Source organism: Fictibacillus fluitans (assembly GCF_030418125.1).
GTDB classification, from domain to species: Bacteria; Bacillota; Bacilli; order Bacillales; family Fictibacillaceae; genus Fictibacillus_C; species Fictibacillus_C fluitans.
On sequence record NZ_JAUHTR010000006.1, the window covers coordinates 163,363 to 180,322 of the forward strand.

18 protein-coding genes are annotated in these 16,960 nt (G+C 43.5%); 2 read left to right on the forward strand and 16 right to left on the reverse strand.

The window, feature by feature from the left end; translation table 11 throughout:
* Positions 1-26: 26 nt before the first annotated feature.
* Entirely contained in the window at positions 27-1,313 is a 1,287-nt protein-coding gene (locus QYB97_RS13095; protein WP_301166448.1) for a DEAD/DEAH box helicase, read from the reverse strand.
* 178 nt (positions 1,314-1,491) lie between these two features.
* On the opposite strand from QYB97_RS13095, the gene vrrA reads away from it, so the two are divergent.
* Positions 1,492-2,169, forward strand: coding sequence for a VrrA/YqfQ family protein (vrrA, locus tag QYB97_RS13100; protein WP_301166449.1), 678 nt, complete (start codon positions 1,492-1,494; stop codon positions 2,167-2,169).
* Between the two features lie 120 nt (positions 2,170-2,289).
* A complete protein-coding gene (locus tag QYB97_RS13105) occupies positions 2,290-3,231 on the forward strand; it encodes a 4-hydroxy-3-methylbut-2-enyl diphosphate reductase (protein ID WP_301166450.1) in 942 nt (313 codons plus the stop codon).
* A 39-nt stretch (positions 3,232-3,270) separates the two neighbouring features.
* On the opposite strand, the gene QYB97_RS13110 is transcribed toward QYB97_RS13105, so the two are convergent.
* The 15 genes from QYB97_RS13110 to QYB97_RS13180 form a co-directional block, all read right to left on the reverse strand.
* Positions 3,271-4,392, reverse strand: coding sequence for a Nif3-like dinuclear metal center hexameric protein (locus QYB97_RS13110; RefSeq protein ID WP_301166451.1), 1,122 nt, complete (start codon positions 4,390-4,392; stop codon positions 3,271-3,273).
* Complete coding sequence (locus tag QYB97_RS13115) at positions 4,389-5,096, reverse strand: tRNA (adenine(22)-N(1))-methyltransferase (protein WP_301166452.1); 708 nt, start codon at positions 5,094-5,096, stop codon at positions 4,389-4,391. Before QYB97_RS13115 ends, QYB97_RS13110 begins: the two co-directional genes overlap by 4 nt.
* A 110-nt stretch (positions 5,097-5,206) precedes the next feature.
* A complete protein-coding gene (cccA, locus tag QYB97_RS13120; RefSeq protein WP_301166453.1) occupies positions 5,207-5,551 on the reverse strand; it encodes a cytochrome c550 in 345 nt (114 codons plus the stop codon).
* 224 nt (positions 5,552-5,775) lie between these two features.
* Positions 5,776-7,401: an AMP-binding protein gene (locus QYB97_RS13125; protein WP_301166454.1), complete on the reverse strand. Its 1,626-nt coding sequence runs from the start codon at positions 7,399-7,401 to the stop codon at positions 5,776-5,778.
* 21 nt (positions 7,402-7,422) lie between these two features.
* A complete protein-coding gene (locus tag QYB97_RS13130) occupies positions 7,423-8,562 on the reverse strand; it encodes an acyl-CoA dehydrogenase family protein (protein WP_301166455.1) in 1,140 nt (379 codons plus the stop codon).
* Positions 8,563-8,818: 256 nt separating this feature from the next.
* Positions 8,819-9,943, reverse strand: coding sequence for an RNA polymerase sigma factor RpoD (gene rpoD / locus QYB97_RS13135; RefSeq protein WP_301166456.1), 1,125 nt, complete (start codon positions 9,941-9,943; stop codon positions 8,819-8,821).
* A gap of 33 nt (positions 9,944-9,976) precedes the next feature.
* Positions 9,977-11,791: a DNA primase gene (gene dnaG, locus QYB97_RS13140; protein WP_301166457.1), complete on the reverse strand. Its 1,815-nt coding sequence runs from the start codon at positions 11,789-11,791 to the stop codon at positions 9,977-9,979.
* Between the two features lie 71 nt (positions 11,792-11,862).
* Positions 11,863-12,333 carry a YaiI/YqxD family protein gene (locus tag QYB97_RS13145; RefSeq protein ID WP_301166458.1) on the reverse strand — a complete coding sequence of 157 codons (471 nt, stop codon included), beginning with the start codon at positions 12,331-12,333 and terminating at the stop codon, positions 11,863-11,865.
* 271 nt (positions 12,334-12,604) lie between these two features.
* Positions 12,605-13,429: a pyruvate, water dikinase regulatory protein gene (locus QYB97_RS13150; protein WP_301166459.1), complete on the reverse strand. Its 825-nt coding sequence runs from the start codon at positions 13,427-13,429 to the stop codon at positions 12,605-12,607.
* A 22-nt stretch (positions 13,430-13,451) separates the two neighbouring features.
* Entirely contained in the window at positions 13,452-14,099 is a 648-nt protein-coding gene (ccpN, locus tag QYB97_RS13155; protein ID WP_301166549.1) for a transcriptional regulator CcpN, read from the reverse strand.
* 84 nt (positions 14,100-14,183) lie between these two features.
* Positions 14,184-14,927: a DNA repair protein RecO gene (gene recO, locus QYB97_RS13160; protein WP_301166460.1), complete on the reverse strand. Its 744-nt coding sequence runs from the start codon at positions 14,925-14,927 to the stop codon at positions 14,184-14,186.
* 35 nt (positions 14,928-14,962) lie between these two features.
* The gene (locus QYB97_RS13165) at positions 14,963-15,106 is read right to left on the reverse strand and encodes a YqzL family protein (protein ID WP_301166461.1); all 144 of its coding nucleotides are present in this window, start codon (positions 15,104-15,106) and stop codon (positions 14,963-14,965) included.
* A gap of 100 nt (positions 15,107-15,206) precedes the next feature.
* Positions 15,207-16,115, reverse strand: a complete 909-nt coding sequence (era, locus tag QYB97_RS13170) for a GTPase Era (RefSeq protein ID WP_301166462.1) — start codon at positions 16,113-16,115, stop codon at positions 15,207-15,209.
* The gene (locus QYB97_RS13175; RefSeq protein WP_301166463.1) at positions 16,108-16,506 is read right to left on the reverse strand and encodes a cytidine deaminase; all 399 of its coding nucleotides are present in this window, start codon (positions 16,504-16,506) and stop codon (positions 16,108-16,110) included. The genes era and QYB97_RS13175 overlap by 8 nt, the downstream gene beginning before the upstream one ends.
* A gap of 84 nt (positions 16,507-16,590) precedes the next feature.
* Positions 16,591-16,956 (reverse strand): diacylglycerol kinase family protein, encoded by a 366-nt coding sequence (locus tag QYB97_RS13180; protein ID WP_301166464.1) that lies wholly within the window; start codon positions 16,954-16,956, stop codon positions 16,591-16,593.
* Positions 16,957-16,960: the final 4 nt, after the last annotated feature.

Consider the following 16,960-nt stretch of genomic DNA (forward strand, 5'->3'; position numbering starts at 1 on the left):
TTGTTTCTCCTTCTCTAACCGGTATGTTACCTTTTATTGCGGTTCTGCCTTTTTTCTATTTTTCGTTTTTCTTCAGCTATCTTTTTCTTATAGCCAGGTTTCACTTTTTTCGGTTTCGAAAGGCTGACTCCGGACTTTCCTTTTGGAACAGCCGCTTTTTTTACACGAACCTGAGCTTCAACCCATTCCCCGTTTTTAAGTTCTTCCTGAACAAAGTGAATGTTTCGGCTTTGCAGTTTTTGGATGGCCAATTGGTCGGATGGTTCATAAATTGTGGCCGCAATACCGGACATTCCCGCACGTCCGGTTCTGCCTGTACGGTGAATATAATAATCCAAATCAGTTGGCAGCTCAAAATTAATGATATGGCTGATGCCTTTAATATCAATTCCTCGTGCGGCAAGGTCTGTCGCAACTACATATTGGAACTCGGCTTTTTGCACGCGTTTCATAATGCTTTTTCGTTCGCGTGGAGGCACATCCCCATGTATGCGTTCAACGTTCAATCCCTCTGCAAGCATGGCCTCCGCTACCTCGTCCGCTGTTCTTTTCGTATTGACAAAAATTAAGCAAAGATAAGGGTTGTAGGCCTTGGCCACTTCAATCAATGTTTTCTTTTTATCCCTGTGCTTCAACGGAATTAACACATGCTTGATTTCTTTAGCGGTCACGTGTTCCGGGCTTACATGAACATGACGGGGGTTATTCATGTACTTCTTAAGGAATGGCTGCAGCTTTTCAGGTATGGTCGCAGAAAAAACGAGCATTTGAATTTCATTTGCCATACGTGAGGCAACCTGATCAACATCTTCAATAAAGCCCATGTCAAGCATCTGATCAGCTTCATCCACAATCAAAGTAGTGGCCGAAAAAATGCTGATTCCTTCGTTTTTCACAAGATCCTTAATGCGGCCCGGTGTTCCAATAATCAAATGGGGTGCATTCTTCAGACGGTCTGCCATACGTTTTCGGTCTGTTCCGCCGACAACGGTCTTTGCACGAACTTGTTGATCTTCCGGAAAATAAGGAACCAGCTTTTCGTATTCATCAAAAATCTGCTGTGCCAGTTCCCTTGTTGGCGCTGTAATAACAGCCTGAATTTCATTTCTTTCCGGATCAATCTTGCTCAGAACCGGAAGCAAAAAAGCAAGGGTTTTCCCTGACCCGGTCTGTGACTGGCCAATGATATCCTGGCCGTTCAATATTCCGGGAACAACCCGTTCCTGAATATCGGTTGGTTTTTTAAATCCTTGTTCTGTCATTGCGTTTAATAAAAATGGTTTTATATTTAAACGGTCAAACGCTGTTTTCATTTTTCATCACCTGACTTTATACATTTGTAGTATCTACTTTTAGTATTATAGAGGAAGTCTCCGGATTTAGCCATGAAGAATAGGAAATCCGCCTAATAGCATGACATCCGCACACCTCCCGGCCCTCCATTTCATATCTTTAAGGGAAGGGTATTTTTTTGAAGGGAGGGTCAAAACCATGTATCCATTTCCCCCTAGAGGTCCTCAGAGCGGACGAACGCCTCATGCAAATGTGCCGCCCGGACAACGATTCGCTCCTCCTGGCGGCATGCGGTCCATGCCGGGCCTTGGCGGCGCGGCCAGATCACCATTGAACATGCTGACCATGGTGGAAAATGTTCAAAAAATGCTGCAAGTGGCTGAAACAATGGGCCCAATGGTTAAACAGTACGGGCCGATGGTTAAAAATCTGCCCGATATGATGAAATCACTGAAGGAATTCAGAGATACGACGAATAAAGCCTTTAAAGAAAAAAAGGAAGCAAGAGAAGAAGCCAAAGCTCAAAAGGAAGCCACTGTCCAAGTCCAGCCAGAACCACGCACCAAAAAGAAAGAAAAGCCTGCTGCACAAACCAAAAAGACAACGAAACCTCAGCAAAAGTCCCAGTCCAAAACACCTGCCCAAATCCCGGTAAACAGTGAATGGCTGGATGAAAGCAGTTTTCCTTATGATCTGCCTGTAAATGGAGAGAGCTCAAGCTTTCCGTATGATATCCCTGAAGGAACACCGGAAGACGCTAAAATCATCATCGGTCCAGCTGCGGCTCCAAAAGTAAAAAACATCCAGGCTCCGCCAAAAGCGCTGAAAAAAGGACCGGTCAAAAAGCTTCAGCCTGCACCAAAGCTGTTTATCTAACGGTGCAAGGCCCCTTCATTGTTTTCTGATACGCTCTCCTTTATAATGGTATAAGGTGTTCAGGATGATCTAAATGACACTGAATATCCTACTTTTACGTTGTATAAGGGAGAGATGTACATGAAGGTAGTTAGAATATCTCCTCGAGGTTATTGCTATGGCGTAGTTGATGCCATGGTTTTAGCAAGACAGGCGGCCAAAGACCCATCATTGCCCCGTCCTATTTATATTCTGGGCATGATTGTTCATAATAAACATGTAACTGACGCTTTTGAAGAAGAGGGAATTATTACGTTGGACGGTAAAAGCCGTCTGGATATTATCCGCAACATTGAATCGGGCACTGTGATTTATACCGCTCATGGTGTGTCACCCGAAGTTCGGCGCATCGCCCATGAAAAAGGGCTGATGGAAATTGACGCAACCTGCCCGGATGTCACAAAAACCCATGACTTGATCCGTGAAAAAGAACAAGAAGGATATGAAGTGATCTATATCGGTAAGAAAGGCCACCCTGAACCTGAAGGTGCCATCGGTATAGCTCCGCATGCAGTTCACCTGATTGAAAATGTGCAGGACATTCAAAACTTGCAAATTGACAACAAGAAAATTCTGATCACCAACCAAACAACCATGAGCCAGTGGGATGTGGCCGAAATTATTAAACAGCTTCTTGTAAAATATCCCGAAGCAGAGGTTCACAAAGAGATTTGCCTGGCCACTCAAGTCCGTCAGGAAGCCGTTGCTGAGCAGGCAAAGGAATGTGACCTTGTTCTTGTTGTTGGTGATCCTAAAAGCAATAATTCCAACAGACTTGCACAAGTTTCGCAGGAAATCGCAGGAACGACAGCATACCGAATCGCGGATGTGACTGAAATTAAGCTGGATTGGCTTAAAGGTGTGAAAACGCTCGGCATTACTTCAGGAGCTTCCACCCCAACCCCGATTACTAAGGAAGTCATTTCTTTCCTCGAGCAGTATGACGAGTTGGATCCTTCAACATGGGAAAACGAACGAAAAGTAAGTTTGGCGAAGATCTTGCCAAAAGTAAAAGCAAAATAAAAAAAGTCTGGTTCAATTTTATGAACCAGACTTTTTTGTTTAGAAAAAGAGAAACGGATCCGTATGAACCTCTGAAGAGATAACTTCTGTTGAATATCCCTTTTTCGCAAGGCTTTCTAACAGATAATCCCGAAGACCTTTCTTCATGATCTTCTCCACATTATGGCCCGGGTCCACAATGGAAAGCCCCGCTGCCTGGGCATCATGCGCATTGTGATAATACATATCACCGGTTACAAGAACATCCGCCCCTTTCATCACCGCGGAGGAAATGAATTTATTTCCGTCCCCGCCGACAACTGCTACCTTCTGCACTTTTTTATTGTTCCCTTTCACTGCACGGAGCGAGGGAACGTCGAGTGTTTTTTTGACATGGCTGATAAACGCTTCAAACTCCATTGGTTCTTTCAGCATTCCGATTTTGCCGATTCCCAAAGTCTCACCTTCGTTTTTCAGTTCGTACAAATCATAAGCCACTTCTTCATAAGGATGAGCCTGAACCATGGCTGCAACCACCTGGTTGATTCTTTCTTCCGGAACAACCGTTTCGATTTTAACCTCGCTGACTGACTCGAGCCTGCCTTTTGCTCCAATGAAAGGGTCAGTTCCTTCCAGAGGCATAAACGTGCCTTCTCCAGGAGTGTTAAAAGTACAGTGGCTGTACTTCCCGATATGCCCCGCTCCTTCAGCAGCCAGTGCATCTCTCACTTTTGTGCTTTGCTGTTCCGGAACATAAACAGCCAGCTTGTACAGCCGTTTCGTCACGGTAGTTTTAAGCACTTTAGTACCTTGAAGTCCCATCGCGCTTGCCAGCCAGTCATTCACCCCGCCCTTGGCAACATCAAGGTTGGTATGTGCAGCGTAAACGGCTATATCATGCTTAATCAGTTTTTCAATAATCCTTCCCTGTGAAGTGGAAAGATCAACTTTTTTTAATGGTCGGTAAATCATTGGGTGGTGGGCAATAATAAGCTGCACTTCTGATGCAATTGCTTCATCCACCACTTCTTCCAGTACATCAAGTGCAATCATTACCTTTTTGACCGGTTGGTTAAGGTTACCAACCTGCAAACCAATCGGATCCCCTTCTTCAGCCAATTGCTTGGGAGCGAGGACATGCAAGTCTGAAATAATCGTTTGTCCGTTTGCATATTTACTCATCGGATTAACTCCTCCTTTACCGAATCAATGCGCTTTTGCAGGCTTGCTTTTCTTTCTGCCAGATCAGGCGATTCACTTAATTCCATTTGCTTCAGGATGTTTTCCCACTGATGCAGCTCACCCTTCCACTTATCGAAAAATACTTCATTTTTCTCTTTCATGAGAAAAGGACCCAGAAGCAGTTCCAGCTCTTCTTTTTCTGTATAGGGCTGTTCTTTCTCAACCCGGTCGGCAACAAGAATTTCATATATTTTGCCGTCCTCTTTAATAATTTCTTCATGCACAAGGATCCAGTTTTCTTTTTTAAGCCATTTTCTTAGTGTATCTGCACCAACATTGGGCTGCAGCACGAGCCTTTTTACTCCTTGAAGTTTCGTTTTTCCCTTTTCAAGAATGCTCGATATTAACTGCCCGCCCATTCCGCAAATCGTAATCACATCTGCCTCGTTCGGTGAGAGGATTTCCAATCCATCTCCCTTGCGCACCGATATTTTGTTTTGCAGATTGGCTGCCTGCACTTCATTGTGTGCAGATTGATAAGGACCTTCATTAACTTCACCGGCAATCGCATAGACCACCTGGTGCTCAAGGATTAAATAACATGGAAGATAGGCATGGTCTGAGCCAATATCCGCCATTACTGCCTCCCTGTGTACGTGGGCCGCAACTCTTTTCAGCCTCAGGGATAGATTATCTCGTTTCATTCATTCCACCTGCTTTTGATTTCATAGTTCTTATTATGAACAACTGCTGTTTAAAAAACAAAAAGCTGGCTCTTCACAACACATCGTGTTGTCCGGAGTCAGCTTTTCTATTATTTTTTCTTTGAAAGCCAATCAGCGATTATTTGTTGCTCTTCACCTTTTACAACACCCGCTGGCATTCCGCCTGATTTACCATTTTTTATGATATTGGTAATCTGCTCTTTCTTATACTTGGCTCCTACCTTTTGAAGATTCGGTCCTACCGCACCCTCGAGGTTTTGACCATGGCAGGATGCACAGTTTTGCTTGAATATTGCTGCCGGATCCAGGGCCGCCTGCTGCTTGTCTTTTTTCGCTTCTTCCTGCTTATGTATTCCCCAAAACGACATGCCGATAACGAGAATAATACCAATCACTGCAGTAAATATAAAAGGAATAAGCGGATTTCGTTTCATGATTTCTCCTCCTTCGTCTGTTATACAATTGATGTACTTTCTGTCTGGTTATGTAAGTGCTAACAATCCATATCCTATTTTACTTGAAAATAGAGTTGAAGGAAAGAAAAAGTTAAACTTTTGCTAGTTTTGTCAATCTTACACAAGTAGCAGGTCATAGCATTATCGGTGGCTGTGTCTCCTGCCAATGATGAAAAAAAACGTCCGCTTGGGCGGACGGATTTTCACCTAACCATGCCTTCTTTTACGTTCATCAGTCGCTGAGCCTCTTCACGAAGTTTATACTTTTGTATTTTTCCTGAAGCGGTCATTGGGTATTCATTCATAATGAAAATATGCTCCGGAATCTTAAATTTTGATATTTTACCCTGGCAATAATCCACCAATTCTTCCTTAGCCAGCAGTTTCCCTTCCTTCAGCTGCACACAAGCCGCAACTTTTTCACCATATTTCTCATCAGGAACTCCGATTACCTGGACATCAAGAATCGATGGATGGGAATATAAAAATTCTTCCACCTCACGAGGATATATATTTTCTCCACCCCGGATAATCATATCTTTTAAACGGCCTGTAATAGCGACGTAGCCGTCATTGTCCATTACCGCCAAATCACCGGTATGCAGCCAGCCTTCAGGATCAATGGCACTTGCTGTCGCTTCCGGCATTTTATAGTAACCTTTCATAACATGATACCCTCTGGTACAGAGCTCTCCTTGCATACCCGCTTTCAAACGTTCTCCTGTAACAGGATCGATCACTTTAACATCAACCCCGGGATGAGGCTTTCCTACCGTTTCCACCCGTTTTTCAATGGGGTCGTCTGGAACAGTCTGTGTAAATACCGGTGAAGTTTCCGTCTGTCCATAAGCAATTGTAATTTCTGACATACCCATTTTATCGATGACACTCTTCATTACTTCAATTGGACAAGTGGAGCCAGCCATTACACCTGTTCGAAGCGAGCCAAGGTGATAACTTTCAAACTCCTCATGGTTCAACTCGGCGATAAACATGGTTGGAACGCCGTGAAGAGCCGTGCATTTTTCTTTTTCAACTGTTTCCAGCACTTCTTTTGGATTAAACTGCACAACCGGCACCATGGTTGCTCCAGCTGAAACGGCAGTGAGCGTCCCAATGACACATCCAAAACAATGAAAAAATGGAACAGGAATGCACAGGCGGTCGTCACAGGTGAGTTTCATAGCTGCTGCCAGCCGGTGCGCGTTGCCCAGTATATTGTTATGCGTCAGCATGACACCTTTTGGAAAACCGGTTGTTCCTGAAGTATATTGCATATTGATGACATCGTCCGGATGAAGGCTTTGTTCTCTTTGGGCAAGCTCTTCATCCGTGACATCTTCTCCGGCAGTCAGCATACCTTCCCATGACAGCATACCGTCATGTTTTTCATTGCCCATAAATATCATTTTTTCAAGAAACGGAAATTCACCCTTTTTCCCCTGAACGGTTTGAGCCAGCTTCACATAGGATGTATCTTTAAATCCTTCGATCAGAAAAAGGGCTTTGGCATCGGACTGCTTGAGAAGGTACTCAAGTTCGTTTTGCTGATAACTTGTATTAACCGTTACAAGCACAGCGCCAGCTCGCGCTGACCCAAATTGAAGCAGTATCCACTCAGGAACATTGGTTGCCCAGACTGCAATGTGGTCCCCTTTACTGATCCCTAAAGCCATCAAACCTTTAGCCACTTTTTCGGTTAACTCATAAAATTCTTTATATGAATAACGGATTCCCAGCTTGCTGTAAACAACAGCTTCATGTGACGCCAGTGAATGTGCCTGCCCTTCAAGGTATTTGCCAATTGTCAAAGAACCACTCACAGCCATAGTCCACCCCTTTTACTGAATTTAACAGCCAATTTCTCTAGCAATAACCATTCGTTGAATCTCGGATGTGCCTTCACCGATTTCTGTCAGTTTGGCATCTCTGAAATACCGCTCCACATGGTAGTCTCTCATATAGCCGTATCCCCCATGGATTTGAACCGCCTCAGAGCAAATCTGCATGCAGATCTCGGAAGCATAAAGTTTGGCCATAGCGGCTTCTTTTGAGAATTTTTTCCCCTGGTCTTTCAGCCATCCTGCTTTATAAACCATGTTCCGTGCCAGTTCAATCTTCATGGCCATATCCGCGAGTTTAAACTGAATCACCTGAAATTTGGAAAGAGAAGAACCGAATTGCTTCCTTTCTTTGGAATACGCAAGAGCTTTATCGTAGGCAGCCTGTGCAATTCCGACAGCCATCGCTCCGATTCCAATTCTTCCTCCGTCAAGGGTAATCAAAAATTGCTTAAAGCCGTCGCCGCGCTTTCCAAGGAGATTTTCCTCTGGAACTTTGACGCCGTCGAGAATTAATTCTGTGGTATTAGACGAATGAAGTCCCATTTTTTCATAGTTATCTATTACCTTGAAGCCTTCAGCATTCGTCGGAACAATAATAGCACTGATTTCTTTCTTGCCATCACTCTTTCCTGTAATCGCAGTTAGCGCCAGGTGTTTGGCATAACTGGCATTTGTGATATAGCACTTGCTTCCGTTGATAATCCATTGGCCGTCCTGCTCTGCCGCTGTGGTCTGCGTTCCTCCTGCATCTGAGCCAGCGTTCGGTTCGGTTAGTCCAAAAGCACCCATCGATTCACCTGTACAGATCGGCACAAGGTACTTTTGCTTTTGCTCTTCCGTACCAAACAAATAAAGAGGAGCACCTCCAAGAGATACATGAGCAGAATAGGTAATCCCAGCAGAACCACATGCCCGGCTGAGCTCTTCTACGGCAATAGCAAAAGATATGGTATCTGCTCCGCCGCCTCCATATTCTTCTGGAAAAGGAAGTCCCATGATTCCAAGCTTTGCAAGTTTTTGAAAAATTTCGAGAGGGAACTTTTTTTCCTTGTCGCGCTGTTCGGCACCCGGAGCCACCTCTTCATCCGCAAATTCCTTCATCATTTTTTGAATCATTGACTGTTCATCTGTTAACGCGTAATTCATGCCAGACCCACCTTTTGTGTAATTTCACCATTGTGTGTAATCGCTTTCAAGTTTATTATAGATATAAAGGCAGAATTTTTACAACATTAACATTTTTGATTTCTTTTATTTTTTTACCTCATTTTGGAATGAGATATTTTTCACAGGCATTTGCATTCCGTACGCAGAATCAGTAAAATACATTAATAAATGGTAAATTTGGAAATCAAACCGAAAAAAAAAGCCTGCCCTAAGGCAGACTTGATCGTATACTATTCTATTCCAAAAAGTCCTTGAGTCTTTTGCTTCGGCTTGGATGGCGAAGTTTCCGAAGAGCTTTAGCTTCGATCTGACGAATCCGCTCACGTGTTACACCGAACACTTTGCCGACTTCTTCGAGCGTTCTCGTACGTCCGTCATCAAGGCCAAATCGTAAGCGAAGCACGTTCTCTTCCCTGTCTGTAAGGGTATCAAGAACATCTTCCAATTGTTCCTTTAAGAGCTCGTATGCTGCTGCCTCTGAAGGTGCAAGAGCATCTTGGTCTTCTATGAAATCTCCAAGATGGGAATCATCCTCTTCCCCGATTGGTGTTTCCAGAGATACCGGTTCTTGAGCAATTTTCAGAATCTCACGCACCTTGTCAGGTGTAAGTTCCATTTCTGCTCCAATTTCTTCCGGAGTTGGTTCACGTCCCAAATCCTGAAGAAGCTGCCGTTGTACACGAATCAATTTATTGATCGTTTCAACCATGTGAACTGGAATACGGATGGTTCTTGCCTGATCAGCAATCGCTCGGGTAATTGCCTGTCTGATCCACCATGTGGCATAAGTACTGAACTTATATCCTTTACGGTAATCAAACTTTTCAACGGCTTTAATTAATCCCATGTTGCCTTCCTGAATCAGGTCAAGAAAAAGCATTCCGCGGCCCACGTAGCGTTTTGCTATACTGACTACGAGCCTGAGGTTAGCTTCCGCCAAACGGCGTTTTGCTTCCTCGTCACCTTCTTCAATACGCTTGGCAAGGGAAATCTCTTCTTCAGCGGAAAGAAGGTCAACACGGCCGATTTCTTTAAGGTACATTCTAACGGGGTCATTTATTTTTACGCCTGGAGGAACACTCAAGTCGTTGAGGTCAAATTCCTCTTCTTCTTTACCGGCTTCAAACTTCGGTTCTTCCTCGTCGCTATCTGTTTCATCAGCAACTTCTACTCCTTGTTCTTCAAGGAAGTTGTAGAACTCATCCATTTGTTCTGAATCCTGTTCAAAAGGAGCCAGTTTATTAGTGATGACGGCATACGTCAGCACCCCATTCTTTTTCCCTGCTTCAATTAGTTGCTCTTTTACTTGATCGATGGTTAATTCGCCTTCCGTCTCCTGACGGTTTGGTTTTTCAGCCATTCGATCCCCTCCTTCCACACTTCACCAAAAAAATTATGAACCTTTTAACTCTTTTTGCATCTGAAGTATTTCCATTGCTATTTGGGCCGCTTTGGCAAAGTCCTGCCCGCGCTCCGCTTCCTTTTTGTGTTTCTCTTTACTCTGTATCTCCAACCATTTCGGATAGTTGGTGATCTGCCTTATATAATCACTCATTTCCCTGTCGGAAAGATGTTCAATGACCGTCAGCATAGCCAGCTCGGACGCGATCTTTTTTAACCTTTCATCTTCAATGCGCTGCAGGAATAAACCAACATTGGGCAAATTTCCTTCTTCATAGAAGGCGTATAAATATGCTGCAACTGCATTGTGTTCTTCAATGTTAAATGACGCTCCAATTGACTCCTGAACTTTAATGGCCACATCAGTGTTTTTCAGCATATGTGCAAGAAGAATCCGTTCAGCATTATGATAGGCAGGCAAAAGCGGTTTGTTAAAATATGTTTTATACCTAGAATTATTATTCCTGTTTGGTTCCACATTATCCTTTTTTCGCTTCTGCTGCTTAGCTGTAAGATACTGCTGCTGTTTAAGTGCCTCCAGAGAAAGGTTGAATTCATCGGAAAGCTGCCGTAAATAATGGTCTTTTTCGACGGCATTAGACAGCCTGCTGATTTCCTTAATAACCTCTTCGATGTAGAGCATGCGTTCTCCTTCATCGTTGAGATTTTTCCCTCTTCTGAAATATTGAATTTTGAATGCCATTACGGTTAAACTTGCCCCTATTACATCCCTATTAAACTTCTCAGTGCCAAATTTTTGAATGTAGTCATCGGGATCAAGTCCATCGGGCATTTGTGCAATTCTTACATTGACACCTGCTTTTTGGAGGATGGCGGAAGCCCGGAAAGCTGCTTCAACACCTGCATTGTCCGAATCATAGCAAATGACAACGGAAGGAACATTCCTTTTCAGCAGCTTAGCCTGCTCCTCAGTCAGTGAGGTACCGAGTGTAGCCACCCCGTTCTCCACACCAGCCCGCCAGGCAGCAATCGTATCAACGTAGCCTTCAAACAGTACCGCCTGCTCTTTCTTCCTCATTTGCGGCCTGGAGAGATGGAGAGCATACAGGTTGTTCCCTTTATTAAACAGCATGGTTTCAGGGCTGTTTAAATACTTGGGTTCACCGCTGCCAAGAATCCTTCCTCCAAAGGCAATGACCTTACCGTTTCTGTCCCATATCGGAAACATGATACGGCTTCGGAAACGGTCAAAGGGCTTTCCGTCAAAATCGCGTTTACCGAGCAAGCCCGCTTTTTCACAAAGGTCGAGCGAGAAATTTCTTCTCTTTAAGAAATTGGTCGCTGCATCCCATGAGTCAGGAGCAAAGCCAATCTGAAAACGGGTGATAACCTCATCTGTAAATCCCCTGTTTTTCAAATATTCAAGCGCCTTGAGCCCTTGCTCAGTGTTGAGCAGATAGTGGTGATACAGCTTTGCCAATAGCTCATGGGCTTCTGTCATCACCGCCTTGTTATCGGCCGCCTTGGAGTTCCCAGGCTGGCGTTCCAGCTGAGGTAAATCTATTCCGGTTCGTTGTGCAATATGCTTGACGGCTTCCAGAAAGGAAAACCCTTCGATATTCATTAGAAAAGAAAAAGCATTTCCGCCTGCCCCGCAGCCAAAACAGTGATAAATCTGTTTGTCCGGTGAAACGGAAAAAGAAGGAGATTTCTCACCGTGAAAAGGACATAACCCAAAATAGTTGCGCCCTTGTTTCTTTAAGTTTACGTATTCACTGACAAGCTCAACAATATCTTGAGACGTTCGAACCTTTTCAATTAGTTCGTCCGGAATTCGTTCTGCCATGATTAAACACCGCTTTATTTACTTTCCTGCCTCAGAAAAAATTCAGACAGGTAATATTTATTCGTTATAAATTAATGAAGTCCTTCAATATTCGACAATAATTTTTGAAATTGTTCTGAGAACCGTTCCAGATCACTGTCACGGAATTTGGATGGGCCTTTTGTCCGATTGCCTGCTCTTCTTTGTTTCCCGGAAATGTATCTTTCAAAAAGTATTTTTTCCATTTCTTCTTCGCGGTAAAGAAAACCACGGGGATGAAAGGTTATTACACCTTTTGGAACGAGAATGCTCGCCAAGCCAAAGTCCTGTGTAACGGCAATATCTCCCTTCTTGGAATGATTCATAACATACAAATCTACTTCTTCCCGGTTGGAATCAACAAGCACCCATTCCACACCCGGCTCAGGGTCCGTGTAGTGAGCGTAAGAGATTACAAAAAACACCGGCACTCCAATATCACGACAATGTTCGATAATTGCCTTTTTTATCGGAGCCGGGCATGCATCTCCATCAACCCATACTTTCACATTGGAATTTAGCATAAATTAAAATTCTACATCCTTCATGGAATTCCTTCTGTTAAAACCTTTTTGTCGAAGAAAACCTTTTTTTGTTTTACTGCTGTAGAAGAATGTTGTTTCATAGAATTCAGCAAGCATGCCCTTTCTAAAGAACATTCCAGTCCTATTCTTGGTTGCATCGCTAACTTTTAATCACAATTTTATATTATAACTAAAAATTTGTCATAATGCCAGAAAAAATAATCAGCAGGAAAAAGCGCACAAAATCTATTTGATTTCGTACGCCACAGTTTTATCTGTAATTTTTACCTGTGTAAATATTGTAGATCATATTCGCCGATTCTTCGACCGCTTTGTTTGAAACATCTATGACTCTGCAGCCGATTCGGTCTATTGTTTTATTAAAATAATCAAGCTCCTGGCGTATGCGGTCCATATTGGCATAATTCGCTTCTGAGTTTAATCCAAGAGCCATCAGTCTTTCCCGCCGGATATTATTTAGCTTTTCAGGTGTAATGCTTAAACCGAAGCACTTTTTGGCTGTAACCTTAAACAGTTCCTCTGGCGGCTCAACCTCCGGGACCAGCGGTACATTTGCCACTTTTAAACGCTTGTGGGCAAGATACTGTGATAACGGAGTTTTCGAGGTTCTTGAAACTCCCACCAGAACAATGTCCGCCTTCAATATCCCGCGCGGATCTCTCCCGTCATCGTATTTGACGGCAAATTCGATCGCTTCCACTTTTCTGAAATAATCGTCATCCAGTTGATGAACGATGCCTGGCTCATAACGCGGAACCTGCTGAAGCAGCTGCTGCATCTGGCTCATCATCGGCCCGATGATGTCTACTGCAACCACTCCTGATGCTAATGCCTGTTGAAGCAAGAACTCTTTCATTTCAGGTATAACCAGAGTGAACGCAATAAGGGCTTTGTGCTCTTTTGCCAGAGCTACTACTTCTTTAATGGTGCCCTGGTCCTCAACATAGGGTACTCGTTTCAATTCAATGGCTGCGGTATTAAACTGGCTGGCCGCCGCTTTCACCACAAGCTCTGCTGTTTCTCCAACAGAATCAGATACAATGTAAATCATTGGTCGATCTATTTTGTCAGTCATTCTTACCTCCTGATAGTTAAGATCAAAGGATCATTTCATCTCTGGCCAGTTCAACAAATGCCTTGGTGACGTTCGTTTTTGTAATTCTGCCCACGACTTCAAAGCCTTCGCCGCTTGATGCTTGCTTTACGACCGGAAGTCCGTCAATTTGCTTATCAATCATAATTTGTGCCACACCAAGCAAATGGTCTTCCTTAAAACAAAACGTGATATTAGGCATCCTGGTCATTATAATGTTAATTGGAATGGCATTCAGTTCCTGTTTGCCCATGCTGGCTCTCAGCAGATCCTTTCGTGAAACCACACCTACAAGATGGGATTGTTTATTTACAATAAACAGTGTTCCTACATCTTCCAAAAACATGGTACAGATTGCTTCATAAACCGTCGATGATTCTGAAACCACAACCGGAATGGATGAAAATTCGTGTACCTGTATTTTTTTTATCTTCTCGGTCAATAGCTGCGATCCGGTTTTTCCAGTGTAAAAATAGCCTACGCGCGGCCTGGCATCCAAATAGCCGGCCATTGTGAGTATGGCAAGGTCAGGCCTCAGCGTGGCCCTTGTCAGGCTCAGCTGATCAGCAATGTGTTCCCCGGTTATCGGCCCATTATCTTTTACGATCTGCAATATTCTTTCTTGCCTTTTATTGAGTTCGATTGTTCGCACCACCTTAGCAAACTTTTAAATGTGTTATACTCTTAATTAAACATTATATACTAATTGAGGGAGCAAACGAAACCAAAACACAGGTTATTCGAATTTATTCAATTGATTTAAGAATTTCTTTGATTTAAAAACCATACCGGAATTTTCATCGATGTATGTACTAAGGATAAAACGGATCTGGTCTTTTGTTTGTTTCTTTAACGATATATTACCTAGACGGTTCAGATCAAAATGATAAAAAAGCCGCAGAAGCCTGGCTGCCGGCTGTGACAATGGAATACGGTTGGGATCCAGAGCGCTGCATCTCTCACAAAGCAGACCGCCTTCCCGGATGGAAAAGGAAAAATCCCCTTCCGTGCGGCCGCAATTCGCGCAGTGATCCACCTGGGGACCGATCCCGGCCTGCTGCAGCATTTTCATTTCAAAAATAAAGGTAATGACTTCCGGGTCGGCTCCTTCGTCCATCTGGTGAAGCGATTGCCACAGGTGCTCAAATAAATAAGGCTGAGGCTTCTGCTCCTCAGTCACTTTATCCAAAAATTCTATCATGTACGCACAATAGGCGGTCCTGAACAAATCCTCTTTTATTCCCCTGAAGGAGTCAATAATTTCTCCCTGGTTAAGGGTGCCAAGGCCTCTGCCCTGCTGATATACAAAATGACCGTATGTAAAAAGCTGCGCAACAGAAGAGAGGCGACTTTTTGGTTTCTTCGCCCCTCTTGCCATAACACCGATTTTACCTTTTTCTCGTGTAAATAGAGTCATGATGACATTCGTTTCACCATAATCCACTTTTCTGATAACAATTCCTTCAACCTTTTGCAGCAAGTTTACCACCACCAGGTTCTTTTAATGAAGGCTCCTTATTGGATGGGAGAGTCAATAGGTGTTTGAGGGTGATCCTCTTGAACCATACTCGCTGACATGTCCACTTCAAGTTCTTTAAACAACAAATAGGTATCGATACTGCCCGTTTCGCAAAATACCTTCCAGGTAAATTCTTTCATGGGAATGCTCCACCTTTCACGTTGTTATTTAAAACTCTCTTGTCCTTAGGGTTGCCTTAAAACAAAAATTAAATGTGAAGGAAAATATGGAAGCTTAATTCTAATACTCGTCTTCGTTAAAGCCGAATTCTTTCAGCTGGCTCGCCTTATTTCTCCAGTCCGCCTGAACTTTTACAAAGAGTTCAAGAAAGACTTTTGATCCTAAAAGGTTTTCAATATCCGTGCGCGCCCTCTTGCCTACTTCTTTAAGCATGGAACCTTGCTTTCCGATAATAATTCCTTTTTGCGATTTTCGTTCAACAACGATGGTAGCGTTGATAAAAACGACATCACGGTCTTCGCGGCGCTGCATTTGTTCAATCACTACGGCAATGGAGTGGGGAATTTCCTCACGGGTCAGATGAAGCACTTTTTCCCGGATCAGTTCTCCGACAATAAAGCGTTCGGGATGATCAGTAACCTGGTCCTCAGGATAAAACTGCGGTCCTTCCTCAAGGTATTCCGTAATCTGTTCCATCAGTGTTGTCACATTGTTCCCCTGAAGAGCAGAAATAGGAATCACTTCCTGGAACTCAATTTTTTTACGGTAAAATTCAATAAGCGGCAGAAGTTCATCTGGATGGATGGTGTCAATTTTATTGATTACCAAAAAAATCGGCTGTTTGATTCCCTGAAGCTTATCAATAATAAATTGATCACCCCGCCCGTAACCTTCCTCCGCATTAATGACAAATAGGATTAAATCCACTTCTCTTAATGTCTGCTGGGCAATCTTTGTCATAAAATCACCAAGCCGGTGTTTTGGTTTATGAATACCCGGAGTGTCGATAAAGATAACCTGTGCCTGATCGGTTGTATATACTCCCTGGATTTTGTTTCTTGTAGTTTGCGGCTTATCACTCATGATGGCGATCTTCTGGCCGATGACATGGTTCAATAACGTTGATTTTCCTACATTTGGCCGTCCGATGATGGATACAAAGCCTGATTTATAACCTGTTTTATTCATTCAAATCCCCCGGTGAAAACGCTCCTGGAAGAAGTTCTTCCACAGTCGTTTCCAAAATGTCTCCTTGCAAATTCGTTAAATACACTTTCATATCAGAAGGGCATAATTCTGAAATGACCTGCCTGCAGGCTCCGCATGGCGGAACCGGACGTTTTGTGTCTGCCACAACAGCCAGTGCTGAAAATTCCTTATCCCCCTCTGAAACCGCCTTAAAAAGCGCGGTACGCTCCGCACAGTTTGTCACACTGTAGGCAGCATTTTCAATATTGCAGCCATGATAAACCTTTCCTTCTTTGGTCAGCAGCGCTGCCCCCACCTGAAATTTGGAATAAGGAACGTATGCCCTGTCTCTGGCTGTAACCGCTTCCCTTACCAGTTTGTCTTTTTCCATATTCGTTCCACCTTTCAACATTAATCCTTTATCCTACTGAATTGATAGAATGCTTCATCTATTTTTTGCTTACGTTTTTGACGTTTAAAAGAGATAATGCAAGGCAGGTTTTACAAATAGCAGTAATCCGATTATAACAGCAAACAGGGAAAAAACCAAAACGGCACCTGCTGCCATATCCTTCGCCTGCTTGGCCAAAGGGTGGAATTCTTCCGTAACCAGATCGACGACCCGCTCAAGAGCCGTATTGACGATCTCTAATGAGATGACAACTCCAATGACAAGGAAAAGAATTGCAAACCGCACAGCAGAAAAATCCAACACATACGCAACACCCAAAACCACCAGGCTGATCAATACGTGAATTTTAATATTTTGTTCCCCCGCTAGAGCTGTTTTTATGCCATTCCATGCGAATTTGAAACTTCGAAAAAACCGGCGGGCAGCCATCACC